General features: G+C 71.5%; 23 protein-coding genes. 11 read left to right on the forward strand and 12 right to left on the reverse strand.

Annotation, left to right across the window (positions count from 1 at the left end; genetic code table 11):
- Nucleotides 1-31 precede the first annotated feature (31 nt).
- Nucleotides 32-1,411 carry an ATPase domain-containing protein gene (locus tag ACZ3II_RS17340; RefSeq protein WP_465518648.1) on the reverse strand — a complete coding sequence of 460 codons (1,380 nt, stop codon included), beginning with the start codon at nucleotides 1,409-1,411 and terminating at the stop codon, nucleotides 32-34.
- The gene (locus tag ACZ3II_RS17345; RefSeq protein WP_465518649.1) at nucleotides 1,404-2,159 is read right to left on the reverse strand and encodes an ATP-binding protein; all 756 of its coding nucleotides are present in this window, start codon (nucleotides 2,157-2,159) and stop codon (nucleotides 1,404-1,406) included. The genes ACZ3II_RS17340 and ACZ3II_RS17345 overlap by 8 nt, the downstream gene beginning before the upstream one ends.
- Before the next feature lie 331 nt (nucleotides 2,160-2,490).
- On the opposite strand from ACZ3II_RS17345, the gene tuf reads away from it, so the two are divergent.
- A complete protein-coding gene (tuf, locus tag ACZ3II_RS17350; RefSeq protein ID WP_465518650.1) occupies nucleotides 2,491-3,681 on the forward strand; it encodes an elongation factor Tu in 1,191 nt (396 codons plus the stop codon).
- 67 nt (nucleotides 3,682-3,748) lie between these two features.
- Here the strand turns inward: tuf and ACZ3II_RS17355 are convergent, their stop codons facing one another.
- The 4 genes from ACZ3II_RS17355 to ACZ3II_RS17370 form a co-directional block, all read right to left on the reverse strand.
- Nucleotides 3,749-5,914, reverse strand: coding sequence for an esterase-like activity of phytase family protein (locus tag ACZ3II_RS17355; protein ID WP_465518651.1), 2,166 nt, complete (start codon nucleotides 5,912-5,914; stop codon nucleotides 3,749-3,751).
- A 138-nt stretch (nucleotides 5,915-6,052) separates the two neighbouring features.
- Nucleotides 6,053-8,236, reverse strand: a complete 2,184-nt coding sequence (locus ACZ3II_RS17360; RefSeq protein ID WP_465518652.1) for a heavy metal translocating P-type ATPase — start codon at nucleotides 8,234-8,236, stop codon at nucleotides 6,053-6,055.
- Entirely contained in the window at nucleotides 8,229-9,146 is a 918-nt protein-coding gene (locus ACZ3II_RS17365; protein ID WP_465518653.1) for a hypothetical protein, read from the reverse strand. The genes ACZ3II_RS17360 and ACZ3II_RS17365 overlap by 8 nt, the downstream gene beginning before the upstream one ends.
- Nucleotides 9,143-9,355, reverse strand: a complete 213-nt coding sequence (locus tag ACZ3II_RS17370; RefSeq protein WP_465518654.1) for a heavy-metal-associated domain-containing protein — start codon at nucleotides 9,353-9,355, stop codon at nucleotides 9,143-9,145. The genes ACZ3II_RS17365 and ACZ3II_RS17370 overlap by 4 nt, the downstream gene beginning before the upstream one ends.
- A gap of 78 nt (nucleotides 9,356-9,433) precedes the next feature.
- On the opposite strand from ACZ3II_RS17370, the gene ACZ3II_RS17375 reads away from it, so the two are divergent.
- Both ACZ3II_RS17375 and ACZ3II_RS17380 read left to right on the forward strand, forming a co-directional pair.
- Nucleotides 9,434-9,730, forward strand: coding sequence for a metal-sensitive transcriptional regulator (locus ACZ3II_RS17375; protein WP_043523427.1), 297 nt, complete (start codon nucleotides 9,434-9,436; stop codon nucleotides 9,728-9,730).
- 88 nt (nucleotides 9,731-9,818) lie between these two features.
- Nucleotides 9,819-10,658 (forward strand): serine aminopeptidase domain-containing protein, encoded by an 840-nt coding sequence (locus ACZ3II_RS17380; RefSeq protein ID WP_465518655.1) that lies wholly within the window; start codon nucleotides 9,819-9,821, stop codon nucleotides 10,656-10,658.
- Between the two features lie 118 nt (nucleotides 10,659-10,776).
- Here the strand turns inward: ACZ3II_RS17380 and ACZ3II_RS17385 are convergent, their stop codons facing one another.
- Both ACZ3II_RS17385 and ACZ3II_RS17390 read right to left on the reverse strand, forming a co-directional pair.
- Nucleotides 10,777-11,142, reverse strand: coding sequence for a ClpX C4-type zinc finger protein (locus ACZ3II_RS17385; RefSeq protein ID WP_465518656.1), 366 nt, complete (start codon nucleotides 11,140-11,142; stop codon nucleotides 10,777-10,779).
- Between the two features lie 488 nt (nucleotides 11,143-11,630).
- Nucleotides 11,631-12,677 (reverse strand): XdhC family protein, encoded by a 1,047-nt coding sequence (locus tag ACZ3II_RS17390; protein ID WP_465518657.1) that lies wholly within the window; start codon nucleotides 12,675-12,677, stop codon nucleotides 11,631-11,633.
- A 127-nt stretch (nucleotides 12,678-12,804) separates the two neighbouring features.
- Here ACZ3II_RS17390 and ACZ3II_RS17395 point away from each other — a divergent pair, with 127 nt between their 5' ends.
- The 7 genes from ACZ3II_RS17395 to ACZ3II_RS17425 all read left to right on the forward strand — a co-directional run bounded on the left by ACZ3II_RS17395 (nucleotide 12,805) and on the right by ACZ3II_RS17425 (nucleotide 20,710).
- Entirely contained in the window at nucleotides 12,805-13,674 is an 870-nt protein-coding gene (locus tag ACZ3II_RS17395; protein ID WP_465518658.1) for an FAD binding domain-containing protein, read from the forward strand.
- Between the two features lie 2 nt (nucleotides 13,675-13,676).
- On the forward strand, nucleotides 13,677-14,153 hold the full coding sequence (locus ACZ3II_RS17400; RefSeq protein ID WP_465518659.1) for a (2Fe-2S)-binding protein: 477 nt from the start codon (nucleotides 13,677-13,679) through the stop codon (nucleotides 14,151-14,153).
- Nucleotides 14,150-16,522 (forward strand): aerobic carbon-monoxide dehydrogenase large subunit, encoded by a 2,373-nt coding sequence (locus tag ACZ3II_RS17405; protein WP_465518660.1) that lies wholly within the window; start codon nucleotides 14,150-14,152, stop codon nucleotides 16,520-16,522. Before ACZ3II_RS17400 ends, ACZ3II_RS17405 begins: the two co-directional genes overlap by 4 nt.
- Nucleotides 16,523-16,640: 118 nt before the next feature.
- The gene (locus ACZ3II_RS17410) at nucleotides 16,641-17,582 is read left to right on the forward strand and encodes an XdhC family protein (RefSeq protein ID WP_465518661.1); all 942 of its coding nucleotides are present in this window, start codon (nucleotides 16,641-16,643) and stop codon (nucleotides 17,580-17,582) included.
- Entirely contained in the window at nucleotides 17,579-18,439 is an 861-nt protein-coding gene (locus ACZ3II_RS17415) for an AAA family ATPase (RefSeq protein WP_465518662.1), read from the forward strand. Before ACZ3II_RS17410 ends, ACZ3II_RS17415 begins: the two co-directional genes overlap by 4 nt.
- Before the next feature lie 20 nt (nucleotides 18,440-18,459).
- Nucleotides 18,460-19,515, forward strand: a complete 1,056-nt coding sequence (locus tag ACZ3II_RS17420) for an SRPBCC family protein (RefSeq protein WP_465518663.1) — start codon at nucleotides 18,460-18,462, stop codon at nucleotides 19,513-19,515.
- Entirely contained in the window at nucleotides 19,502-20,710 is a 1,209-nt protein-coding gene (locus ACZ3II_RS17425; protein ID WP_465518664.1) for a vWA domain-containing protein, read from the forward strand. Before ACZ3II_RS17420 ends, ACZ3II_RS17425 begins: the two co-directional genes overlap by 14 nt.
- A gap of 67 nt (nucleotides 20,711-20,777) precedes the next feature.
- Here ACZ3II_RS17425 and ACZ3II_RS17430 read toward each other — a convergent pair whose 3' ends face one another.
- The 4 genes from ACZ3II_RS17430 to ACZ3II_RS17445 all read right to left on the reverse strand — a co-directional run bounded on the left by ACZ3II_RS17430 (nucleotide 20,778) and on the right by ACZ3II_RS17445 (nucleotide 23,380).
- A complete protein-coding gene (locus tag ACZ3II_RS17430) occupies nucleotides 20,778-21,050 on the reverse strand; it encodes a Txe/YoeB family addiction module toxin (RefSeq protein ID WP_465518665.1) in 273 nt (90 codons plus the stop codon).
- The gene (locus tag ACZ3II_RS17435; protein WP_465518666.1) at nucleotides 21,047-21,334 is read right to left on the reverse strand and encodes a type II toxin-antitoxin system Phd/YefM family antitoxin; all 288 of its coding nucleotides are present in this window, start codon (nucleotides 21,332-21,334) and stop codon (nucleotides 21,047-21,049) included. The genes ACZ3II_RS17430 and ACZ3II_RS17435 overlap by 4 nt, the downstream gene beginning before the upstream one ends.
- 184 nt (nucleotides 21,335-21,518) lie before the next feature.
- Complete coding sequence (locus ACZ3II_RS17440; RefSeq protein WP_465518667.1) at nucleotides 21,519-22,163, reverse strand: response regulator; 645 nt, start codon at nucleotides 22,161-22,163, stop codon at nucleotides 21,519-21,521.
- A complete protein-coding gene (locus tag ACZ3II_RS17445) occupies nucleotides 22,151-23,380 on the reverse strand; it encodes a sensor histidine kinase (RefSeq protein ID WP_465518926.1) in 1,230 nt (409 codons plus the stop codon). The genes ACZ3II_RS17440 and ACZ3II_RS17445 overlap by 13 nt, the downstream gene beginning before the upstream one ends.
- 152 nt (nucleotides 23,381-23,532) lie before the next feature.
- On the opposite strand from ACZ3II_RS17445, the gene ACZ3II_RS17450 reads away from it, so the two are divergent.
- A complete protein-coding gene (locus tag ACZ3II_RS17450) occupies nucleotides 23,533-24,858 on the forward strand; it encodes an alpha/beta hydrolase family protein (protein ID WP_465518668.1) in 1,326 nt (441 codons plus the stop codon).
- Nucleotides 24,859-24,862: the final 4 nt, after the last annotated feature.

Here is a 24,862-nt window from a genome sequence, read left to right on the forward strand (position 1 = left end):
GGTGGGGGGATCACCGTGCGCCCGGCGCGCCTCAAACGGGGTCGAGGGGAGCCTGGATGTCGATGCCATCGTGAGTGATCTCGAATTCGTGGGACTGCGGGACATGACGGCTCGCCCGGGTCTTCAGCACGGTCAGCGCCCGCCCGGCCCGGGCCTCGTTCCGGACGTAGTGCAGCAGGATCACGTTGTCGGACAGGTGTGACACGCCCCGCTCGGACAGTCGAGTGTGGCCGTACAGTTCGGCCGACTCGTAGGTGAGCAGAACGCTGATGCCCGCCCGCGAACAGTGGTTGAGCAGGGCGTAGACGAACTCCCGGAACCGTTTCTCGTCGGAGCAGGCGGCCGCCAGGTCACCGAGGCTGTCGATGACGAGGCGGGTGGCGCCGGTCGCGGCGATGGTGTCGAGCAGGTCGTAGTACCACTCGTCGATGTAGACGTCGTTGGGGGTGTCGCAGCGCAGCACCGCCTTCCCGTCGGCGTCCCAGCCGAACCCCCGGATCATCCGCTCCAGCTGGACCCGGTTCTCCTGCATCGAGGCGTACACCCCGGCCTCGCCCGCTTCCGCCCCGCCGAAGATGAACTGCAGCCCCATCACCGTCTTGCCGCAGCCGGACGGGCCGATCACCAGCGTCGCCGAGCCGGGCCAGTAGCCCTCGCCGAGCAGCATGTCCAGGGCGGCGATCCCGGACGTGGCCCGCCGGCCGGCCAGCTCGTACGTCCCGGCGCCGACATCGGTGAGCCGGGGGAACACCCGGACCCCCGCGGATTCGATCCGGTAGGCGTGCGCGCCCGACTGGAAATCGCTGCCGCGCAGTTTCAGCACCCGCAGCGCCCGGCTCTCGCGCTGCCCGGCGTCCTCGGTGGACATCAGGACGGCGGCGTCGGCCACCGCGAACTCCGGGCAGGTCGCCAGCTCCGCCCGGCTGTACTCGCCGAGCCACAGCGCCATCGTGCCGGTCGCGGCCAGCCGGCCGGCCAGCTGGTGGACGAAACCCTCGAACTCCCGCTCGTCGGACGCCCGGTGCCGCAGCGCCCGGAAACTGTCGATGATCAGGAGGGCGCACGGCCGTCTCGCGATCAGGTCGCCGATGCGTTCCAGGACGCCGGGCAGGCCGTGGTCGTCGATCTCGCCGCCGAGGTCCTCGAACAGCACCGACCGGCCGACCCGGTCGGGGTCGAAGAACGTCAGCGCCTCGCCGAAGTACAGGATCTTGCTCAGCGGCTCGGCGACCGTACTCAGATAGATCGTGGGCAGTTCGTCGGTGCCGTTGGTGAACGCGTACTGCTGCGCCAGCACCGTCTTGCCGCTGCCGGGCAGTCCCGCGATCACCGCCACCGACGGGTTGACCAGGCCACCACCGAGAATCGCGTCCAGCCGTTCCTGCCCGCTCGCCAGTCGCCGTTCAGGCACCGGTGACCTCCGTGATGGACGGCTCGCTCAGCAGCCGCACCACGGCCAGCACCTCCAGCGGATGGACGGGTTTGCGCAGGAACCGGCTCGCCCGCAGGCCCGCCGGCGCCGGAAGGATCGACATGGCCAGCACCGGGACTCCCGCTTCCATGAGGTCGGCACAGAGCGGGACGGCCCGCCCGTGCGAGGTCATCAGGTCGACGATCGCCAGCCATGGTGGGCGTTCCGCGGCGGCGCGGCCGGCCTCCGCCGACTCCGCCACCTCGGCCGGGAAACCCTCGGCGTCCAGGAACGACGACAGCGACCGCGCGGCGAACCGGTCCCCGTCGACCAGCAGCAGCCGGGGCCGCCCCGCGTACACCGGCACCCGCAGCCGGATGGTGGTGCCCGGCTCGTCGTGCCGGCCCGGCCGGATGGTGACCTCGTCGGCCATCCCGATGACGATCCGCAGGCCCCGCCCGCGCTCGCCGATCCCGCCGTCGCCGGTCGCGAAGACGCCCTGGTCGAACACGGTGATCCAGACGCCGGTGCCGGAATCCTCCCAGCGCACCCGGACCACCTCGCTGGCGCTGTGCTCGATCGCGTTGGCCGACAGCTCGTGCGCGGCCAGCACGATGCGTTCCTGCTCCCGCTCGGTGTAGCCGGCCTCCCGGGCGAGCCGGGTGACGAAGGCGCGGATCTCGCGCAGCACCTCGGGCGACGCCGGGAACAGGTACTCCACCGCTCCTGGGCCAGGTGATGAGGACATGACGAGTCTCCCTCCGGCCCCCTCAGGCCACGGTAACCCGCCGTGTCGTCGCCGCACCAGACGCGTTACCCGGCCGGGGTCGGATATTCGGTCGCGGGCCGCCGGCGAGCGGACTACCGTGCTGGTCATGTTCACGCCCGGTATGCAGCTGCCCCTCGCGGTGGCTCCCGTGTGCGTGTTCCCCGGCGCTGATACCCGACTCTGACCCTTCCCCACCGGCAGCAGGACCCCGGGGAAGGGTGGCTGCCTCATGCCCGGGTTCTGACACGCCCCGCCTGGCGACGGCGCGTGGTCCACCGCACCGCCTCGCATCCAGTGAGGATCGACAATCATGGCCAAGAGCCAGTTCCAGCGTACGAAGCCCCACCTCAACATCGGCACGATGGGTCACGTCGACCACGGCAAGACGACCCTGACCGCCGCGATCACCAAGGTTCTCGCCGACCGCGACCCGGCAACCAACCGGTACGTCGCGTTCGAGGGGATCGACCGGGCGCCGGAGGAGACCGAGCGCGGCATCACCATCACCATCGCGCACGTCGAGTACGAGACCGCGTCCCGCCACTACGCCCACGTCGACATGCCCGGCCACGCCGACTACGTCAAGAACATGATCACCGGCGCGGCGCAGGTGGACGGCGCGATCCTCGTGGTGTCGGCGCAGGACGGGTCGATGCCGCAGACCCGCGAGCACGTGCTGCTGGCCCAGCGGGTCGGTGTCCCGTACCTGGTGGTCGCCCTGAACAAGAGCGACATGGTCGACGACCCGGAGCTGCTCGACCTGGTCGAGCTGGAGGTCCGGGAACTGCTGTCGGCGTACGGGTTCCCCGGCGCCGAGGTGCCGGTCGTGCGGGTGAGTGCCCTCCGCGCTCTGGAGGGCGACCCGCGCTGGACCGACTCGATCACCGCGCTGCTGGACGCCGTCGACGAGTACGTGCCGATCCCGCCGCGGGAGCTGGGCGAGCCGTTCCTGATGCCGATCGAGAACGTTCTGTCCATCTCCGGCCGCGGCACCGTCGTCACCGGCAAGGTCGAGCGTGGCGAGCTGCGCGCCGGCGAGCCGGTCGAGATCGTGGGCCTCGGCCCGACGATCAGCAGCGTGGCGACCGGCCTGGAGACGTTCGGGAAGGTCCTGGAGTCGGCGCAGGCCGGTGACAACGCGGCGGTGCTGCTGCGCGGGGTCAAGCGCGAGCAGGTGCAGCGGGGCCGGGTCCTCGCCGCGCCGTCCAGCGTGCGGCCACACCGGGTCTTCACGGCCCGGATGTATGCCCTGACCAGCGCCGAAGGGGGCCGGCACACGCCGTTCGCGGCCGACTACCGCCCGCAGTTCTACATCCACACCACCGACGTGTCCGGCGGGTTCGACCTGGGTGACCGCGACCTGGTCATGCCGGGCGACACCCTCGACGAGGTGACGGTGACGCTGGGCCGCCCGGTGGCGCTGGAGCCGGGGCTGGGCTTCGCGGTCCGCGAGGGCAACCGTACGGTCGCCGCCGGCACCGTCCTCGCGGTGCTGGACTGAAGCCCTGGGCGTGTTGAGTTCGGGCGCGTATGACGGCCGAACTCAACACGCCCCTTGGCGCGTGGACCTACGACCGGAGGCCGGGCACGTCGAGGACGATCAGCTCGGTGTCGTCGGCGCGGCCCGGGATGCGGCCGTCGTTGCCGGGGAAGTTGTTGTCGTTGGCGACCAGGACCCGGTTCCCGCCGAGCGGCAGCACCGACTCGACCGACTGCAGAGGGAACGAGAACAGCGCGCCGACCCCGTACTCGCCGGGGCGGGCCGGGGTGGAGACGCCGGACGGGTCGGCGATCCGCATCAGGTCGGCGACGGCACGCCGGGGCAGCGTCCCGTTCACCGCCTCGTCCAGGTCGGCCACGACGAGGCGTTTGACCAGCGAGGTCTGCCCCATGCCGTTGTCGCGTTCGATCAGCAGCAGCCGGTTGCCGTCGAGCATCGCCGCGTCACCGACCAGCAGCGACGGGTCGTCGACGAGAAACGTCCAGGTGCGGCCGGTGTACCGGTTCGCGGTCACCGAGAACTCGTACACGATCCGGCGCCGCTGGTTCGCGTCGTCGGTGCGCGCGCCTTCGAGGATCGGGTAGAGCGTCTTGCCGTCCTCGCTGACCGCCATCGCCTCGAAGCCACGGCTGCCGGGCACCGTCGCGGTCTCCCCGGCGGCCAGGTCCGGCGACTGCGGCGACTTGCCGCCGTCGGGCAGCGGGATCGGCGCCTGCAGCACCTTCCCGGTCCGGTCGGTCCTGATCAGGTACGGCCCGAACTCCTCACCGAGCCACAGGTTCCCCCGCGCGTCCCGGGCCAGCGACTCGATGTCGAAGTCGGCCCCGGTCAGCAGCCGCTCCCGGGTGTTCTCGTTGACGATGCCGAACGGCACCTTGCGGTCCGGGTCCCGGAAACTGACGAACCCGTTGACCTTCACCTGGTGGCGGCGGTGGTCGGGGGTGATGTCGTACGCCCGCAGCAGGAAGTCCGCCGAGTTGTTCTTCGCCCCGAACCCGTTGTCCGGCATGGCCAGCAGCCGCGACCCGTTCCCGGACAGCGGGATCACCGCCGAGAACCCCGGGATCGGCTGCCCGGGGAACGGCGCGCTGATCCCGTTGACCGGCGCCGTCGCCAGCTGCGTCCCGGACACCGGCCCCGGCTGGTACGCGGTCGCCGGCAGGATCGCCCGGCTCCGCAACGTCACCTCCGGCCGGATCTTCACGGCCAGGGTGTAGAGCCGGGTGATCTGGGTGGCGCTGCCGTTGTCGTCGGAGACCACATGCAGCACCCGGCGGCCACCGGGCAGCGTCCCGCCGAGCGCCGCGCCCTCGATGTTGTCCAGCAGCGGGTTCGGCTGCGGCTGCTTCGCCGTCGCGCCCCGCGACGGGCAGTTCGCGAGGTCGGCGATCAGCGTCTTGCCGAGCCAGGTGCGCGGGTCGGTGACCGTGGACAGCGCCGCCACACCGGTGACGTCCGGCGCTCCGGTCGCCGACACCTGGTAGATCCGGACCGTGTTGCCCACGCCCGCGGTGAACCCGCGTTCCACCGCGATCAGCTGGTCCCCGCCGAGCGCCACCAGCTCCACCAGGCCGAGCCCGGGGTCGGTGCGGTACGCGTACTGCGCAAGCTTGTCGCCTTCATAGCGCAGGATCCGGTTGTTGCCCGCGCCGTCCGCGGACAGCGCGCCCTCCATGCCCGCGTAGATCACCCGGTGGTCCGGGGTGGCGGTCAGCGCCTCGAACGTCTGGTTTGTCGTCGCCTCACCGGCCGGCGCCACCCGGAACCGCGCCGGCACCGGCAGCGAGCCGATCTCGCGCCCGTCGGACAGCCGGAACCGCCGGATCGACGGCTCCTTCTCCGAGCTCGCCAGGATCGTCCGGCCCCCGGCCTCCGCGATCAGACCTTCACCATCGAAATCGCTTCCCGTGTACGGGGACCCGTCTGCTCTCGTCAACACCGTGACACCGGTGACCCGCGGCTTGTCCAGGCGCACGGAGTAGACCCGGGCCGGTGTCGTGCCGATGTTGTCGACGAGCGCCAGCGCCCGGTCCCGCCCGGTCACCGCCAGCGCCGACAGGCCCGCCACCGGCGTTCCGGCGTACGTCGTCTTGTCCAGCGCGTCGGAGAACCCCAGCAGCGACGCATCGGGGGAGCAGGCAGCATTTCCTACGGGTGCTGTCGCGTGTGCCGGAGCCGCCGGAACCAGAAGGAGCACGGCGGCCGCGGTCGCGAGAATCGCTTTGTCAGCCACGCCTCGACACGATCCGATGCCGGTCCGAACAGGACATGAACACCATCTCGTCCGCGGGCGTCCGGCTGCCATCCGCTCGGCTGCCGGCCCGGCGTGTGTATTTCGGGCGGACAGTACGCCCGAAATACACACGCGGGGTCAGGCGGGTTGGAAGCGGCGGAGGCGGAGGCTGTTGGCGACGACGAAGACCGACGAGAAGGCCATGGCGGCGCCGGCGATCATCGGGTTGAGCAGGCCGGCGGCGGCCAGCGGCAGCGCCGCCACGTTGTAGGCGAACGCCCAGAACAGGTTGCTCTTGATGATCCGCAGGGTACGGCGGGACAGCCGGATCGCGTCCACCGCGGCGGTCAGATCGCCCCGGACCAGGGTCAGATCCGACGCCTCGATCGCCACATCGGTGCCGGTGCCCATCGCCAGCCCCAGATCGGCCTGGGCCAGGGCGGCCGCGTCGTTCACCCCGTCACCGACCATCGCCACCACGCGACCGTCCGACTGCAGCCGCTGAACCTCGGCGACCTTGCCGGCGGGCAGCACCCCGGCGATCACCTGATCGATGCCGACCTCGGCGGCCACCGCCCGGGCCACTGTCTCGTTGTCACCGGTCAGCAGCACCGGCGTCAGCCCCAGTCTCCGCAGGCCGGCGATCGCGGCGGCGCTGGTCGGCTTGACCGTGTCGGCGACCGCGAAGACGCCACGGGCGGCGCCGTCCCAGCCGGAGACGATCGCGGTACGCCCGGCCGCCTCCTGCTCGGCGGCGAACCGCCGGATCTCCTCGGAGACCGCGAAACCCTCCCGTTCCAGCAGGGCGATCCGGCCGGCGAGGACGTCGTGGCCGGAGACGGTGCCCCGTACACCCAAGCCCTCCACGCCGGTGAAACCGCTGACCGGAAGCCGATCGCTGACCTCCGCGGCGATCGCCTGGGCGATCGGGTGCTCGGACGCCGCCTCCAGCGAGGCCGTCAGCCGCAGCAGCTCCTCGCCGCGGTCCGGGAGAACAGCGACCAGCTTCATGTCTCCGCTGGTCACGGTGCCGGTCTTGTCCAGGACGACGGTGTCCACCCGGCGGGTCGACTCGAGCGCCTCCGGCCCCTTGATCAGGATGCCGAGCTGGGCGCCACGCCCGGTGCCGACCAGCAGCGCGGTCGGCGTGGCGAGGCCGAGGGCGCAGGGGCAGGCGATGATCAGTACGGCCACGGCTGCCGTGAACGCCGCCGTCCCGCCCGCGCCCGTGCCGAACCACCAGCCCAGCGTGGCCACGGACAGGGCGATCACGATCGGCACGAACACCCCGGAGATCCGGTCGGCGAGCCGCTGCACCTCCGCCTTCCCGGCCTGCGCCTGCTCGACGAGGCGGGCCATCTGCGCGAGCTGCGTGTCCGCGCCGACCCGGGTGGCCCGGACCAGCAGGCGGCCACCCGCGTTCACCGTCCCGCCGGTCACCTCACCGCCCGGACCGACCTCGACCGGTACGCTCTCCCCGGTCAGCATCGACCGGTCCACCGCCGAGGAGCCCTCCTCGACGACGCCATCGGTGGCGATCTTCTCGCCGGGCCGGACCACGAACACGGCGCCGGGGGCGAGCTGATCGACCGGTACGCGCACCTCCCGCCCGTCCCGCATCACCGCGACGTCCTTCGCGCCCAGCTCCAGCAGCGCCCGCAGCGCGTCCCCGGCCCGCCGTTTCGACCGGTGCTCGAAGTACCGCCCGGCCAGGATGAACATGGTCACCCCGGCGGCCGCCTCCAGATAGATCGCGCCGGCCCCGTCGGTCCGGCCGATGGCCAGGCTGAACGGGTGCGTCATGCCCGGCTCGCCGGCGGTGCCGAGGAACAGCGCCCACAGCGACCAGCCGAACGCGGCGAGGGTGCCGAGCGACACCAGGGTGTCCATGGTCGCCGCGCCGTGCCGCAGGTTGATCGCCGCGGCCCGGTGGAACGGCCAGCCGCCGTAGACGACGACCGGGGCGGCCAGCGTCAGCGACAGCCACTGCCAGTACGTGAACTGCCAGGCCGGGACCATGGCCAGCACGATCACCGGGATGCTCAGGACGATCGCGGTGATCAGCCGGTCGCGCAGCGGATCCCGTACGTCCGTGGGCTCCTGCTCCTCGGCCGGGATCTTCGCGGTGTAACCGGTCTTCTCGACCGTGGCGATCAGGTCGGCGGCCGTGACCCCCGGGTCGACCGTGGCCGTCGCCTTCTCGGTCGCGTAGTTGACCGTGGCGCTGACCCCGTCCATCCGGTTCAGCTTCTTCTCGATCCGCGACGCGCAGGACGCGCACGTCATCCCGCCGATCTCGAGTTCGATCAAGGTCTCAGTCATGGGTGTGCCCGTCCGCGTCGTGGTCGTCCGGCGCCGCGGTCGCCACCACCGGCGCGACGCCTGCCGTGGTGGCGGTGAACTCGGCGGTCCGCACCTTTCCACCATGCTGGAAGTCCAGGTAGAGACGGTAGACCCCGTCCGACGGCACCTCGGCCCGGAACGCGAGCGCGTCGTCGCTCACCGGGTGCACGTGCAGGTATGCCAGGTCGCCGTCGCGCAGCGCCACCAGATGACCCCGCGCGCCCAGGTAGGGCTCCAGGTCGGTGACCGGTCGCCCGTCCCGGGTGACCGCGAGTGTCAGCTCGCTCGCCGCGCCCGCCCGCAGGTCACCGCTCAGCGTGACCGTGTAACCGTCGACCTCGGCGGTCCGCGCCGGCGCCGGCAGAGGCACCGGCCGGTAGTCGCCGGGCGCCGGGACGTCGACGCCCAGCGTGATCGCCTCCGGCATGGCCGTGGCCTGGAAATCGGCGAGCACCCGATACTGCCCGGGGGTATCCACGGCGAGCGGGACCGTCCAGGTGCCGTCACCGCCGAGAACCGGGTGCACGTGCTGGTAGCCGGAGAGATCGCGGCGGACCACGATCAGGTGCAGGTCCTTGTCATGGTTGCGGATGTAACCGGTGACCGGCTTCCCGTCCGGCCCCAGCACCTGGAACGCGAACTGCCGCTCCGGCCCGACCGGCAGCCGCGTGGTCAAGGGGCTCAGCCGGTAGCCGTCCTGCGCCACCTGCAGCCCACCGGGCAGGTGCTCCTCGGTGCCCTGTGCCGCCGGTTCGGCATGTGCCCCGGTGTGGGCGGGCGCCGGCGCGGGCGGCTGGTCCGGGCCGATCACGCGGCCCGCGCCCACCGCCGCGCCGAAGATCAGGACCAACCCTGCGGCGTACGCCGAAAGCCTGGCCGCCGTCCTCATGAGGCGCTGCCCAGCTCGTAGCCCGCCTCGTCGACCGCGGCCCGGACGGTCTCGCGGTCGAGCGCGCGGTCCGCGGTCACGGTGACCGTGCCGCCGGGCAGGTCGACCGCGACGCCGGTGACGCCGGGGATGCGGGACACCTCGGTGGTCACCGAGGTGACGCAGTGGCCGCAGGTCATGCCGATGACGGGGTAAGTCGTGGTCTCCATGGCTCCACCATACACATACCCGGTAGGGGTATCGCAACATGGCGCGCCATACCCCCGGGGGGTTGTAGTATCGGCGGCATGACCAACCCTGCCCCGACCCGCGGATACACGGCTTCCAAGGACAACCTGCAGTCACGGCTGCGCCGCATCGAGGGCCAGGTCCGCGGCATCGAACGGATGGTCGACGAGGACCGCTACTGCATCGACATCCTGACCCAGATCTCCGCCATCCAGGCCGCCCTCGACAAGGTCGCCCTCGGCCTGATGGACGGCCACGCCCGCCACTGCATGCACGAGGGCGCCAAGGAGGGCCGCGCCGACGAGATGGCAGGCGAGCTGATGGCCGCCGTCGGCCGCCTCATGAAACGCGGGTGATGTGTGCCATAACCCCTTGTCGTCCGGTTCCGGTTACCCGAAGAGTGCTGGTACTGACCGGTAACACGTGGTTGAGGCGAGGACCGACATGACGACTGCCCCGATCGTCCTCGTGGCGCCCGCGATGGGAATCGGCTCCCGGTTCTACCGGCTGCTGACCGAAGCGTTCGAGGTACGGGGCTGGAGCGCCCGGGCACTGCCCCGGCGCGGGTTCGAACCCACCGACCCGCCGGCGTCCCGGCGGGTCGACTGGTCGTACGCCGACGAGATCGACGTCGTCGCCCGGGCGGTCGCCGAAGCCCGCGCGGAAGCGCCGGAACGTCCGGTCATCCTGCTCGGCCACAGCCTCGGCGCCCAGTTGTCGGTCGGGCACCAGATCAACCACCCGGCAGCCGACGGCCTGGTCACCGTGGGCGGGTCCCTGCCGTACCACCGCCACTACCCCCTCGGCGGCCTGCCGATCATGATCCAGGCGGGCGTGATCGTCCCGGTGCTGACCGGGTTGTTCGGGTACCTGCCCAAGCCGGCGTTCGGCGGTCCCGGCGCACGCACGCAGATGCGGGAGTGGGCACGGATGGCACTGACCGGCCGTACCCCGTTCCCGTCAGCCGAACCGGTCCGCAGCCCGTCGCTGGTGGTCGCGCTGGAAGGGGACCGGCTCGCCCCACCGAACGCGGTGGAACGGTTCGCGGCCGGCTTCATCGCCCCGGAGCGCGTCACGATCTGGCACTACCGGAAGGCCGACGTGCCACCCGGCGCCAGCAACGACCACATCGGCTGGGCGCGCAAGCCCGGCCCGGTCGTCGACCACATCATCACCTGGTGGAACACGGCAACGGGCATGCCCGGCACACCGATCACCGCCGCAAGGGGTGAGCAGGCCGCGCCCACAGGGGCCGAAGCCTCAGCCCGGCCGCGAATTTCCTGAGCGCCTTTCTCGGTCGCCCCGTCCGCATCCGTGATCCCTCAACGGGAGCAGGCGCTCGCGTACCGATCTCGAGCAGTTGCCCGTCGAGGCCGGCCATGAGCTGCTGTTCCGGTGTGGCTTACTCCTCGCCGGAGAAGCGCTCCCATGCGGACTGGCGGGTGATGCCCAGGGAAGCGCCGATGCGGGTCCAGGTCACTTTCCGGGTGCGCAGGACGGTGATGAGGCGTTGCAGGTTCGCCTCGATCTGGGCGCCGACGGCGGCGACCCGGGGGAGCAGCTCCAGCAACTGCTCCTCGGTCATCGACTCCTCCCAGACGGGTAGAGGGGTGCCTGGCCCGTCGGGTTTCCGGCGTTCGATCTCGAGGACGTCGTTGCAGAGCTGGACGCACTCGTTGCAGATGTAGACGCCCGGCCCGGCGATGATTTTCTCGACGGCCGAGCCCGGCTTGGCGCAGAACGAACAGTTGATCCGAAGATCGGTCATGGCGACTTCCCTGGCGGCCATTCGTCAGGGCTGTCCTGACGACTGTCAGGGCCGACCTTACGGCTCCAGGTGCGGCCCGGCCACCGAGCGCGCGTGCCATACCCAATGGATCACGCGTGGCGACGAAGGCGGGAATCCGGGACCCCAGAGGCAGCCGGGATGACCGGCGGATCGGGGCGACCGAGGCCACCGGGCGACGAGGCCCAGCGGGGTGACCGAGGTGAGCGGGAGGGCGAGAGGCGGCGCGGCGGGAGTGAGGATTCGGGCGGTGCGGGTAGGGACTCAGGGATGATCGATGGGCGGGCGGGGATCGATGCGGGGCTGGTACGGCGGCTGATCGCGGCGCAGTTTCCGCAGTGGGAGAACCAGCCGAGGGGTGACCGTTCCGGGCATGCATGGCCCGCACCCGCGGGTCGGCCGTCAGGGGACGCCTGCGGTGGCCGCCGCGAGGCACGGGACCTTGCGTGGCCCGTACCCAAGCATGGTTGTCAGCCGTGGATGGGGGCGGTCAGGCCGGTGAGCGGGGCGCCGGAGCCGCCCCAGGACAAGGCGACGATCTCGGCGGCGATGGCGACGGCGGTCTCTTCCGGGGTACGGGCGCCGAGGTCCAGGCCGATCGGGGCGCGCAGGCGGGACAGGGCCTGCTCCGGGACGCCTTCCTCGCGCAGGCGGCGCAGGCGGTCCTCGCAGGTGCGGCGGCTGCCCATCGCGCCGATGTAGCGGGCCGGGGTGTGCAGGGCGACCTTCAGCAGCGGGATGTCGAACTTGGGGTCGTGGGTGAGCACGCACAGGACGGTGCGCTCGTCCACCGGCGTCGACTCCAGGTAGCGGTGCGGCCACTCCACGACCACCTCGTCGGCGTCGGGGAAGCGCGCCGGGGTGGCGAAGACGCCGCGGGCGTCGCAGACGGTGACCTGGTAGCCGAGGAACTTGCCGATCCGGGCGACGGCGGCCGCGAAGTCGATCGCCCCGAAGACGATCATGCGGGCGGGGGCGGCCCAGGACTGGACGAACACCTCTCGCTCGCAGGCGGTGACGATGGCGCTGCGACCGTGCGCGAGGAGCCCGCGCGCCTGTTCCCCGGCGATCCGGTCGAGTTCCGCGTCGCGGAGGGTTCCCGAGGCGCGGTCGGGCCACACCACCAACTGGGCGTCCGGGAGGGAGACCGTGGCGACCGGCCGGCCCGCGGCGATCGCGGCGAGGACCTCGTCCGGATCGCGCAGGGCGACGTCCGGCTGGATCATGATCTCGATGGTGCCGCCGCAGGTCAGGCCGACGGAGAGGGCGTCACCGTCGCTCACCCCGTACGTGTGGGTCTGCGCCTTCCCGGTCTCGATGACCTCCTGGGCCGCGGTGTAGACGGCGCCCTCCACACAGCCGCCGGACACACTGCCCAGCACGTCGCCGTGCTCGCTGACGGCCATCGCCGCGCCCGGCTGCCGGGGCGCCGAACGCCAGGTGTGCACGACCGTGGCCACGGCGAAGGAGATGCCGGCGGCACGCCAGGCCAGCAGGCCGTCCACGATCTCGCGCATCCGAGCACCTTCCGTGATCGCCGCCGGGGAAGTCAACGGGTGGTTAAGAGATCCCTTAGGTTGTTGTTGACATTGGACGCCCGGCACGCGAGGGTCTGCGCGACTTCGCGGGAGGTGCAGGGTGCAGGTGCCGGCTCCGTTCGAATACGAACGTGCCACAAGCGTGGATCAAGCCATTGGTCTGCTGGAACGGCTGGGCAGTTCGGCGAGGCTGGTGGCCGGCGGCCACAGCCTGCTGCCGATGATGAAGCTCCGGCTGGCCAACTTCGAATATCTCATCGACATCAACGATCTGCACGGCGAGCTGGGCTACATCAGGCTCAGCGACGACGAGGTGCGGATCGGGGCCATGACCCGGCACCGTGAGCTGCTGGAGTCGGACATCCTGGCGGACGTGTTCCCGATCTTCCGGGACGCGGAGAAGGTGATCGCCGACCCGATCGTGCGGAACCGGGGCACGCTGGGCGGCTCGCTGTGCCAGGCGGACCCGTCGGAGGACCTGTCGGCGGTCTGCACGACCCTGGACGCGAGCTGCGTCATCCGGGGGCCGGGCGGGTCGGAGCGGGTCGTGACGATGGAGGAGTTCCACGTCGGGCCGTACGAGACGGCGGTCGCGGACAACGAGATCCTCACCGAGATCCGGTTGCCGCGGAAGAACTACCGGGTCGGGAGCGCGTACGCCAAGGTCGAGCGCCGCGCCGGCGACTGGGCCGTGGTGTCGGCGGGCGCCGCGGTGTGGCTGGACCAGGGGCGCATCGTCGACGCCCGGGTGGGTCTGGCCGCGGTCGGGCCGAACACCACCGGCATCCCGGAGATCTCGGCGGCGCTGCGCGGGCACGAGCCGAGCGAGGAGCTGTTCCAGGTGGCCGGCGCGATCGCGGCGCGCAGCTGTGACCCGGTCACCGACACCCGCGGCAGCGCGGACTACAAGCGCCATCTGGCGGACGAGCTGACCCGGCGCACCCTGCGTAGGTCAGTGGATCGGGCGAGGAGCTGAGCATGCAGGTCACGATGACCGTCAACGGGACCGAGTACACCCGTGAGATCGAAGGCCGCATGCTGCTCGTGCACTTCCTGCGCGACGTGCTCGGCCTGACCGGCACCCACTGGGGCTGCGACACCAGCAACTGCGGCGTGTGTGTGGTGTGGCTGGACGGCGAGCCCGTCAAGTCCTGCACCGTTCTCGCCGCGATGGCGGGCGGGCATGAGGTCCGTACCGTCGAGGGTCTTGCCAACGGCGCCGAATTGGACCCGATCCAGGAGGGGTTCCGGCAATGCCACGGGCTGCAGTGCGGTTTCTGCACGCCGGGCATGTTGATGACCTGCCGGGCCCTGCTCGACAAGAACCCGAACCCGACCGAGGGCGAGATCCGCGAGGCCATCTCCGGCCAGATCTGCCGGTGTACGGGATATTCGTCGATCGTCCGGTCCGTGCAGTGGACGGCGGCACACGAGGCTGAGGCGGTGAAGCAGTGACCCAGGTCTTCGAGAACAACGATCTCCAACCCATCGGGTACGGCCGGATGCTGCGCAAGGAGGACGCGCGGCTGCTCCGGGGCCGGGGCCGGTTCGTCGACGACGTGCAGCTGCCCGGCATGCTGCACCTGGCGATCCTGCGGTCCCCGTTCGCGCACGCCACCATCGTCAGCATCGACACCAGTGCCGCCGAGGCGTCGCCCGGTGTGAAGGCGGTCGTGACCGGCGAGACGCTGCAGGGCCTCGGCCTGGCGTGGATGCCGACCCTGTCGAACGACGTGCAGGCGGTGCTCGCCACCGACAAGGTGCGGTTCCAGGGCCAGGAGGTGGCGTTCGTCGTCGCCGAGGACCGGTACCAGGCCCGCGACGCGCTCGAGCTGATCGACGTCGAGTACGACGTGCTCGACCCGGTCATCGACGTCCGCAAGGCCCTGGAGCCGGACGCCCCGATCATCCGCACCGACCTCGAGGGCAAGACGAACAACCACGCCTTCGACTGGGAGACCGGCGACGAGGAGGAGACCGCCCGGGTCTTCGCCGAGGCGGACGTGATCGTCCAGGAGGACATCGTCTACCCGCGGGTGCACCCGGCGCCCATGGAGACGTGCGGCTCGGTCGCCGACTTCGACCCGGTCGAGGGCAAGCTGCGGCTGTGGTCGACCACGCAGGCCCCGCACGCGCACCGCACCCTGTACGCGATCGTCGCCGGCATCCCCGAGCACAAGATCCAGGTGATCGCCCCGGACATCGGCGGCGGCTTCGGCAACAAGGTGCCGATCTACCCGGGCTACGTGCACTCCATCGTCGGCTCCATCGTCACCGGCAAGCCGGTGAAATGGATGGAGGACCGCTCGGAGAACCTGATCAGCACCGGCTTCGCGCGGGACTACATCATGCGCGCGGAGATCGCGGCCACAGCTGAGGGCAAGATCCTTGCGATCCGTACGAACGTGCTGGCCGACCACGGCGCGTTCAACGGCACTGCTGCCCCGGTGAAGTACCCGGCCGGCTTCTTCGGCGTGTTCACCGGCAGTTACGACCTGAAGGCCGCGCACTGCAAGATGACGGCGGTCTACACGAACAAGGCGCCGGGCGGTGTCGCGTACGCCTGCTCGTTCCGGATCACCGAGGCCGTCTACCTGGTCGAGCGGATCGTCGACGCCCTGGCGTACCAGCTGGAGATGGACCCGGCCGAGCTGCGGCTGAAGAACTTCATCCAGCCCGAGCAGTTCCCGTACACCACCAAGACCGGCTGGGTGTACGACTCCGGTAACTACGAGCCGACGATGCGCCTGGCGATGGAGATGGCCGGGTACGACGAGCTGCGCCGGGAGCAGGCTGAGAAGCGGGCCCGCGGCGAGCTGATGGGCATCGGCATCTCGTTCTTCACCGAGGCGGTCGGCGCCGGCCCGCGCAAGAACATGGACATCCTCGGCCTGGGCATGGCCGATGGCTGTGAGCTGCGGATCCACCCGACCGGCAAGGCCGTCGTCCGGCTGTCGGTGAAGACCCAGGGGCAGGGCCACGAGACCACGTTCGCGCAGATCATCGCCGAGGAGCTGGGCATCCCGCCGGCCGACATCGACGTGCTGCACGGCGACACCGACAACACCCCGTTCGGGCTCGGCACGTACGGCTCCCGCTCCACCCCGGTGTCCGGCGCCGCCGCCGCGCTGGTCGCCCGCAAGGTCCGGGACAAGGCGAAGCTGATCGCGTCGGCGATGCTCGAGGTGTCGGTCGCCGACCTGGACTGGGTCAAGGGCTCCTTCCAGGTCAAGGGCGACCCGGGCCGGTCGGTGACGATCCAGGACATCGCGTTCCGGGCCCACGGAGCGGGTGACCTGCCGGACGGCGTCGAGGGCGGTCTCGAGGCGCAGATCTGCTACAACCCGTCGAACCTGACGTACCCGCACGGGGCGTACATCTGCGTCGTCGACATCGACCCGGGCACCGCCGAGGTCAAGGTCCGCCGGTTCATCGCGGTCGACGACTGCGGCACCCGGATCAACCCGATGATCATCGAGGGTCAGGTGCACGGCGGTCTCGCCGACGGCGTCGGCATGGCGCTGATGGAGATGATCTCCTTCGACGAGGACGGCAACTGCCTCGGCGCCTCGCTGATGGACTACCTGATCCCGACCGCCCTGGAGACGCCCGACTGGGAGACCGGCTACACGGTCACCCCGTCGCCGCACCACCCGATCGGCGCCAAGGGCATCGGCGAGTCCGCGACCGTCGGCTCCCCGCCGGCGATCGTCAACGCGGTGATCGACGCGCTGAAGCCGTTCGGGGTCCGGCACGCCGACATGCCGCTCACCCCGTCCCGGGTCTGGGACGCGATGCGCGGCCAGGCCACCCCGCCGATCTAGAACCGACTGTGTGTGGATTTCGGGCGCGCATAGCGGCCGAAATCCACACGCGATCGGGTTTGCCCTTCGCTTCCGGTTCGCGAGCCAGGCGAAGATCAACTGCCTTGAGGAGTACGCGATGACGCCGATCGCCGAGCGCGCGCACGAACTGACCGTCGCCCGCCGCCCGTTCGTGCACGCCACCGTGGTCCGTGCCCAGGAACCCACCTCGGCCCGGGCCGGCGACGACGCGGTGATCCTCGCCGACGGCTCCATCGAGGGCTTCGTCGGCGGGGTCTGCGCCGAGACGTCGGTGCGGGCCGCCGCCATGGACACGTTGCGCGACGGCAACACCGTGCTGCTGCGGGTGCTGCCGGAGGACGCCGCCGCGTTCCCGGAGACGCCCGGCGCGCGGGTCGTCGTCAACCCCTGCCACTCCGGCGGGGCGATCGAGATCTTCCTGCGGCCGGTGCTGCCGAGACCGCTGATCGCAATCGCCGGGAACAGCCCGATCAGTACGGCGGTCACGGCGCTCGCGGAGTTCCTCGACTTCGAGGTGACTTCGTCGTACGCCGCCGTCACGGCGGTCGTGGTCGCCGGGCTCGGCCGCGACGAGGAACGGGCCATCAGGGCGGCGCTCGACGCAGGGGTGGGCCTGATCGCGCTGGTGGCGAGCAACACGCGGTCGGCGATCCTCCTCGAGGCTATGGGCCTGACCGCTGACGAGCGCGCCAGGATCAGGGCACATGCCGGGATCGACATCGGAGCCCGTACCCCCAAGGAGATCGCCCTCTCGGTTCTGGCGGAGATCGTCCGGGAGATCCGTCAGGGCGGAGCCGCCGTGCCCACCTTCTCCGCCGCCCATGCCGAGGCCGCGGCGTTCGCTGCGGCCCGGCCCGAGATCGTGGCCGGCCCGGCTCTGCCCGTCGGGCCGGCCACCCCCGCGGCCACCGCCATCGACCCGGTGTGCGGCATGACCGTGATCATCGGGCCGGACACCCACCACGGTGTGGTGGACGGGCAGGACCACTGGTTCTGCTGCCCCGGTTGCCTGCGGAAGTACACCCGCGCCAAGTCATGAGAAATCCGGACGAAGTTGTTCAGCGGCTCGATGCCGTCGACTATCTGGCCGACGACGGCCTCGCCATGGCCGTCTTCCTGGCCCTGCGGCTCGGCAAACCGCTCCTGCTCGAGGGCGAACCCGGCGTCGGCAAGACCGCTGCCGCGAAGGCCCTGGCCCGGGCCCTCGACACGCCGTTCATCAGGCTGCAGTGCTACGAGGGCCTGACCGCCGGCGAAGCCCTGTACGAGTGGAACTACCAGCGGCAACTGCTGCACATCCGGCTCGCCGAGGCCCGTGGCGTCTCGGTCGACGACGCCGACCTGTTCACCACGGACTTCCTGCAGGAACGGCCGATCCTGCGGGCCGTCCGGCACGACGGGCCGACCCCGCCGGTGCTGCTGATCGACGAGATCGACCGGGCCGACGACGAGTTCGAGGCGCTGCTGTTCGAGTTCCTCGGCGAGGCGTCGGTGACCGTACCGGAGCTCGGCACCTTCGCCGCCACCCGCCCGCCGATCGTGGTGCTCACCTCCAACCGCAGCCGCGACCTGCACGACGCGCTGCGCCGCCGCTGCCTCTACCACTGGATCGCCTTCCCGGCCCCGGACCGCGCGGCGTCGATCGTGCGCCGCGCGGTTCCGGCCGCCACCGCACCGCTGATCCGGGACGCGACCGAGTTCATCGGCCGGGTCCGCGGGCTCGACCTGGACAAGGCGCCCGGCCTGGCGGAGAGCATCGACTGGGTGTCGGCGCTGGCCGCGCTCGGCGTCACCGAACTCGCCGCCGGTGACGTCCTGCGGACCATCGGCGCCATCGCCAAGACCCCCGACGACCGGACCGCCGTCGCCCACGCAGCTCAGGAGACCCCCCAATGAAGATCAGCAACGAGTTCACCGTGCAGATCCCGATCGACCGGGCGTGGGAGGTGCTGACCGACCTGGAAGGTATCGCGCCGTGCATGCCGGGCGCGCAGCTCACCGGGGTGGAGGGCGACGTCTACAAGGGCAAGGTGAAGATCAAGGTCGGGCCGGTGATCTCGGACTTCTCCGGGACGGCGCAGTTCACGTCGAAGGACGCGGCCGGCCATCGCGCGGTGATCGACGCGAAGGGCCGGGACGCGCGGTCGGCGGGGAACGCGTCGGCCACGGTGAGCGCCTTTCTGACGGCGGTGACCGAGACCAGCACGAAGGTCACCGTCGACACCGACCTGAAGATCAGCGGGAAGCTGGCCCAGTTCGGCAGCGGCATGATCAAGGAGGTGTCGTCGAAGCTGCTGGCCCAGTTCGTGACCAACCTCGAGGCCAAGCTCGCAGCCGATTCGACCGCTGCTCCGGCTTCCGATTCGGCTGCGCCCGCCGCGTCCTCCGCGCCTGCGGCTGCCGCTTCGCCTGAGCCTGCCGCGTCCCCTGCGCTTGCCGCTTCCGCTTCGCCCGCGCCTGCTGCGTCTTCAGTGTCTGCCGCTTCCGTCTCGGCTGCGCCCGCCGCTTCCGTTGAGGGCAGTGGGGCTTCGGCGGCGGCTGTGGAGACCGCGCCGGATACTGCGGTGGCGCTCGGGGCCGCTGCGCCCGCGACGACTGTCGAGGTCGGTGCGGAGGCTGCCGCGCCTATCGTTCCGGATCCCTCCGCGGGTGAGGTGGAGCCGGCGGCGGGACGTATCGAGACGGCGGAGGGCACGCCGGAGCCGGTCGCTCCGCTCCGCACGCCGGACGCGAATCTGTCGGCTGTCACCGCCGGCTCCACCGCCCCAGCCGCTTCTGCCGCCTCCGCTCCCGCTGTGGGTTCCGGCCCCGCTCCCGCCGAGGGAGAACGGTCGATCGAGAGTGCGGAGGTGGAGCCGATCGATCTGCTCGACGTCGCCGGCGGGTCGATCTACAAGCGGGTCGTTCCGGTCGCGGTCGGGGTGGCCGTCGTGGCCGCCGCCGTGATCGCCTGGTTCGTTGCCCAGGGCTGACCAGCGCCCCGTCCTGCTGCGGGGCATCGACCGGGCCGCGTTCGCTGTGGCGTTCACGGCCCGGTTGCGCCGTGCCGGCCTGCCGGCCGGGATCACCGAGACCGACGATCTGGTACGGGCCCTCGAAGCGAGCCCACCGACCTCCCGGACCACCCTCTACTGGACGGCCCGGATCGCGCTGGTCCGCCGGCACGATGACCTGGCCGTGTTCGAACGCGTCTTCGCCACGGTCTTCGACAACAGCCCGCCGTTGCCGTTGACGCGTTCCGCCGTACCCCCGAACCGCCGTGACGACGGCAGGCACGTCGCCGTCCCGGGAACCGGTGATGAAGGCGCCGCCGCCGGTGGAGGGCTGCCGTGGGCGACCCTGCCGCCCGCCGTCGCCGCCGATCCGGACCCCGCCGGCGACGGCCTGAACCTGCCGGAACTGCGTCCCAGCGATCTGGCCGCGCTCGCCGGCCGGCCGTTCGAGGAACTCGACCAGGCGCAGACCGAGGCGCTCGGGGCGGCGCTGCGGGACGCCCTGACGTCCTGGCCACAGCGGCGCGGCCGCCGCCACCGGGCTGACCCGGCCGGCCGGCGGGTGGCGTTGCGGCCGACGATCGCGCGGGCCCGGCGTACCGGCTGGGAGGCGATCACGGTGGTCCGGGAACGTCCGGTGCCGCGCCCCCGGCGTGTGGTGATGCTGTGCGACGTGAGCGAGTCGATGCGGGCTCAGGCGGCCGCGTACATGCAGCTGATGCGCGCTTTCACGACGGTTGCCGACGCCGAGGTGTTCGCTTTCGCGACCCGCCTGACCCGGTTGACCGTACCGTTGCGCCACACCTCCCCCCGTGAGGCGATCGACCAGGCCGGCGCCGCCGTCGACGACCGTTTCGGCGGCACCCGGATCGCCACCAACATCGCCACCCTCCTCGACTCCCACCACGGCAACACCGTCCGCGGCGGCGTGGTCATCGTCGCCTCCGACGGCTGGGACAGCGATCCCCCCGCCGCGATGACCGCCGCGATGGCCCGCCTACGCCGCCGCGCGTACCGCATCCTGTGGCTGAACCCCCGCGCCGGCGCCACCGGCTTCACCCCGTCGGTCGGCGGGATGGCCGCGGCTCTGCCGTTCTGCGACGACCTGCTCCCCGCCGCCACCTTTACCGACCTGACGGCCGCCACCCACCACCTGCAAACCCTCACCAGGTGACAGTTGGCCTCGTGCCTTGAGCCTTTTCCAACCTGATCGTGCAGGTCAGCCCTGGCGGGAGCCGTTCCTACTTGTTGAGGTAGTGGCCGTGGCATGCGGCGATTTCCAGGTCGCCTCCACGGACCCGATAGATGAGCCGGTGTTCGTCGTTGATGCGGCGGGACGACCATCCGGAGAGCGGGCCCTTGAGCAGTTCGGGCTTGCCGAGACCGGTTCCGTGTGGATCCCGTTGAGCGTCGAGGATCAGCTTGCTGATGCGGCGGGCCATCTTCATGTCGCGGCGCAGCCAGCCGTCGTAGTCCTCCCATGCGTTGGGGGTGAAGGCGATGCGCAAACTCATGCGGCCTCCTTGCCGGGTTTCGGAGAGGAGGACTTCGCGTCGAGCGGATGCTCCTCGAGCAGTCCGGCATCGGCCTGGGCGATGCTCTCCAGCAGCCGGCGGGCGTTCGAGGCGGAACCGAGGACATGGAGCGTCTCGTTCATGGCGTTCCACTCGTCGAGCGAAACCATGACGACTGCCTTGCCGCCGCCGCGGGGGATGATGCACTCCTCGGCATCATCGATCACCGAGTCGACCACGGCAGCGAGGTTCTTGCGGACATCGCTGATTGTCAGCACCTTCATCGTGACCCCTGGAATAGAACGTACGTTGTAGTGTACGTAAAACCGTACAACAGGGTTGGCGGGAGTAGTGAATGTGCACCAGCTACCGGCTGCCGCGCCTTGCCGCCGATGCGCAGTGGCGACGATCGATTGCCGGACGTGCCCGAAGTTCCGCGGATCATGTCGTCCGTGTGCGGGCGGGCTGTCAGCGGACGCGGTCGTCGAGGTAGGCGAGGACGGCCAGGACCCGGCGGTGGTGGCTGCTCGACGGGGGGAGGCCCAGCTTCGCGAAGAGGGCGTTGATCAGGTTGCTCACCGACTTCTCGGTGATGGTGAGGTGGGTGGCGACGGCGGCGTTGGAGTGGCCCTCGGCCATCAGGCGCAGGACGTCCTGTTCGCGCGGGGTCAGGTCGGTCAGGTTGTCGCGGTTGTGCAGCAGGCCGGCGACCACGTCCGGGTCGATGACGGTGCCGCCGGCGGCGACCTGGCGCAGCGCGGCGACGAACTGGCGGACGTCGCCGACCCGGTCCTTGAGCAGGTAACCGACGGCGCCGGCGCGGTCGGCCAGCAGTTCCCGGGCGTAGAGGCGTTCGACGTACTGGGAGAGGACCAGCACGGGCAGGCCGTGCACCCGCTCGCGGGCGGCGAGGGCGGCGCGCAACCCCTCGTCGGTGAAGGTCGGTGGCAGCCGGACGTCGACGACGGCGACGTCGGGGCGGATCTCGGCGAGCGTGCCGGCCAGGCCGGGGCCCTCGGCGACGGTGGCGACCACCTCGAAGCCGTACGCCGTCAGCATGCGGGTGAGGCCGTCGCGCAGCAGCGCCTGGTCCTCGGCGATCAGGACGCGCACGGCAGCTCCATGTCGAGGACGGTCGGGCCACCGGACGGGCTGCTGACCCGCAGCTCGCCGTCGAAGGCCGACATCCGGCGCTGGATGCCGAGCAGGCCGGTGCCGCGGGACGGGTCGGCGCCGCCGTGCCCGTCGTCGCGGACGGTGATGCGCAGGGCCGGGCCGGAGTCGTGGATGGTCACCTGGACGCGGGTGGCGCCGCTGTGCCGGCCGGCGTTGGCGAGCGCCTCGGCGACGGCGAAGTAGGCCGCCGCCTCGACCGGGGCGGCGAGCCGCCGGTCCAGCCGCAGGTCAAGGTCGGCGGGGTACGAGGTGTTCAGCACCAGAGCCTCGACGGCGGCGGCCAGGCCCCGGTCGGCGAGGACGGGCGGGTGGATTCCCCGTACCAGATCGCGCAGTTCGGCCAGCGCCGTGCCCGCACCGGCCCGGGCTTCCGCGACCAGGGCTTTCGCGCCGGCCGGGTCGGTGTCGATGACGTCTTCGGCGACGCCGAGGCTCATCGACATCGCGACCAGCCGCGCCTGGGCGCCGTCGTGCAGGTCCCGTTCGATGCGGCGGAGTTCGGCGGCGGAGGCGTCGACGGTGGCGGCGCGGGCGACGGTGAGCCGGTCGACCCGTTCGGTCAGCACCGCCCGGGAACTGGGGCCGAGCAGGGCGGCCGCGAGACGGGCCTGGAGGTGGACCAGGTGGCGGGGCAGCCGGTACGCGAGGAGGGCGAGCCCCGCCCCGGCCGGCACCAGCAGCCAGCTGAACAGCGGCGACCGGCCGGTCAGCTCCAGCACCAGTGGGTCGTACCCCGAAGTCTCCGGCAGCAGCGCCAGCAGCACGGGTGCCGTCAGGCACTGCGCCGCGCCGAGCCACAGCGTGGCCGCCAGCACCAGGCTGCCCAACCCGGCGGCGAACTGGCCGGCTGCCCAGACGAAGTCGAACCAGGTCGCCCGGTCACGCAGGACGATCCGGAGCCGGGGGAGCATCCCGGCGGGCAGTGCCCGGTACGGCGCCGGCACCGCGACCCCGAGCACCGCGGCGGCCCGGCGGCGCTGCAGCCCGGCGAGCCGGCGGGTCGCCCACACGGTGGCCGCGAACAGCGCCACGCCCAGGCCGGCCACCACGCTCGCCGGTATCGATGCCACGGCGAGGAACAACAGCACCGGCGCGGGCAGCCCGATCGCCGCGCTCACCGCCAGCCGGCCCAGGTCTCGTCCATGACTCCGCATCCTCTTCACCGCACCGACAGTAGAGCGGCGTCGATGCCGCCGACAGGGTGTCTGCACCCCTACGGTTCCGGGGGCGCGCGCCCTGTCCGCGGGGGTGGCGCAGCGACGAGTCTGAATCCCGGCAGCACCGAGATCGAACCGGGGAGACTCAGATGCGAAAGATCGTCACAGCCGTGCTGGTGGCGCTGGCCGTCGCGGTGCCGGCGCCGGCCCACGCCGACACCGGGGACGTGATCGCCACCGCTGTCGACTTCGCCGGCGCCGGCGGCGTGACCCTGCACGGCACGGTGCTGACGCCGGCCGATGCGGCGGGACGGGACCGGCGGCCGGCGATCGTGATGCTGGAGGGCGCGGGCAACCGCGGCCGGGAGTACCTGATGCCGGAGGCGCGCGCGTACGCCCGGCACGGCATCACGACGCTGGTGTACGACAAGCGCACCGAGGGCTATTCGATGCTGGACCGCGACTACCGGCTGCTCGCCGACGACGCCCTGGCCGGGCTGCGGATGTTGCGGTCGCGGCCGGACGTCGACCCGGAGCGGACCGGTCTGTGGGGGCTGTCCGAGGGCGCGTTCGTCGCCCCGATCGCCGCGAACCGGTCCACCGACGTGAAGTTCCTGGTCACGGTCGGCGCGGTCGGGGTCACCCCGGCGAAGCAGACCGCTTGGGCGTACGGCACCTACCTGCGGCACGCCGGAGTCGGCGGCTCCCTGCCGGGCACCATGCGCGGGGTCACCGTCCGCACCGCGATCGGCGCGGGCATCTTCGCCGAGGCCGGGTTCGACCCGCCGGCGCATTGGCAGGGGGTCCGCCAGCCGGTGCTCGCCCAGTGGGGCCGCCTGGACCGGGACGCGGTGCCCGGCGAGAGCAGCCGGCTGATCCGCGAGGCCCTGGAGCGCGGCGGGAACACCCGGCACACCGTCCGGATCGTCGACGGCGCGAACCACAACCTGCACCGGACCGCCGACGACGGGTTCGACCGCCTGCCGGACCTGCCGGACGGTTACGGCGACGTGGAGGCGCGCTGGATCGCCGACCCGGGAGCGGCGAGCGCCACCGCCGGTGACTTCGGCCCGGAGCCGGCCGCGCCGTCCGTCGGCGACCCGCTCTCGCCCGTGTTCCTGCTGCTGACAGTGGTGATCATGCTCACCGCTCTGATCATCCGCCGCCGGGTCAAGGGCTTCCGGGCCGCCCGCTGGCTCGCCCTGCTCGGCCCGGTCACCGTCGCCGGCACCCTGATGTACCTGCTGGTGCTGCTCGCCACCGCCGCCAAGATCACCGGCCCGGTGCTGCTGGGCCGCCCGGTCGTGTGGCTGGCCCTGCAACTGCTGGCCTGCGCGACAGTGGTGGCCACCGCCGCCGTCGGGTACACCCTGCTGCGCCACCGCGCCGCCGACCGGATCCGGCCGGCCCTGCTGCTGGCCGGCGGGCTGCTGTTCATCCCGTGGGCCGTCCAGTGGGGCCTGCTGATCCCCTGACCGG

The sequence above is a fragment of the Actinoplanes sp. NPDC019969 genome (genome assembly GCF_055562375.1).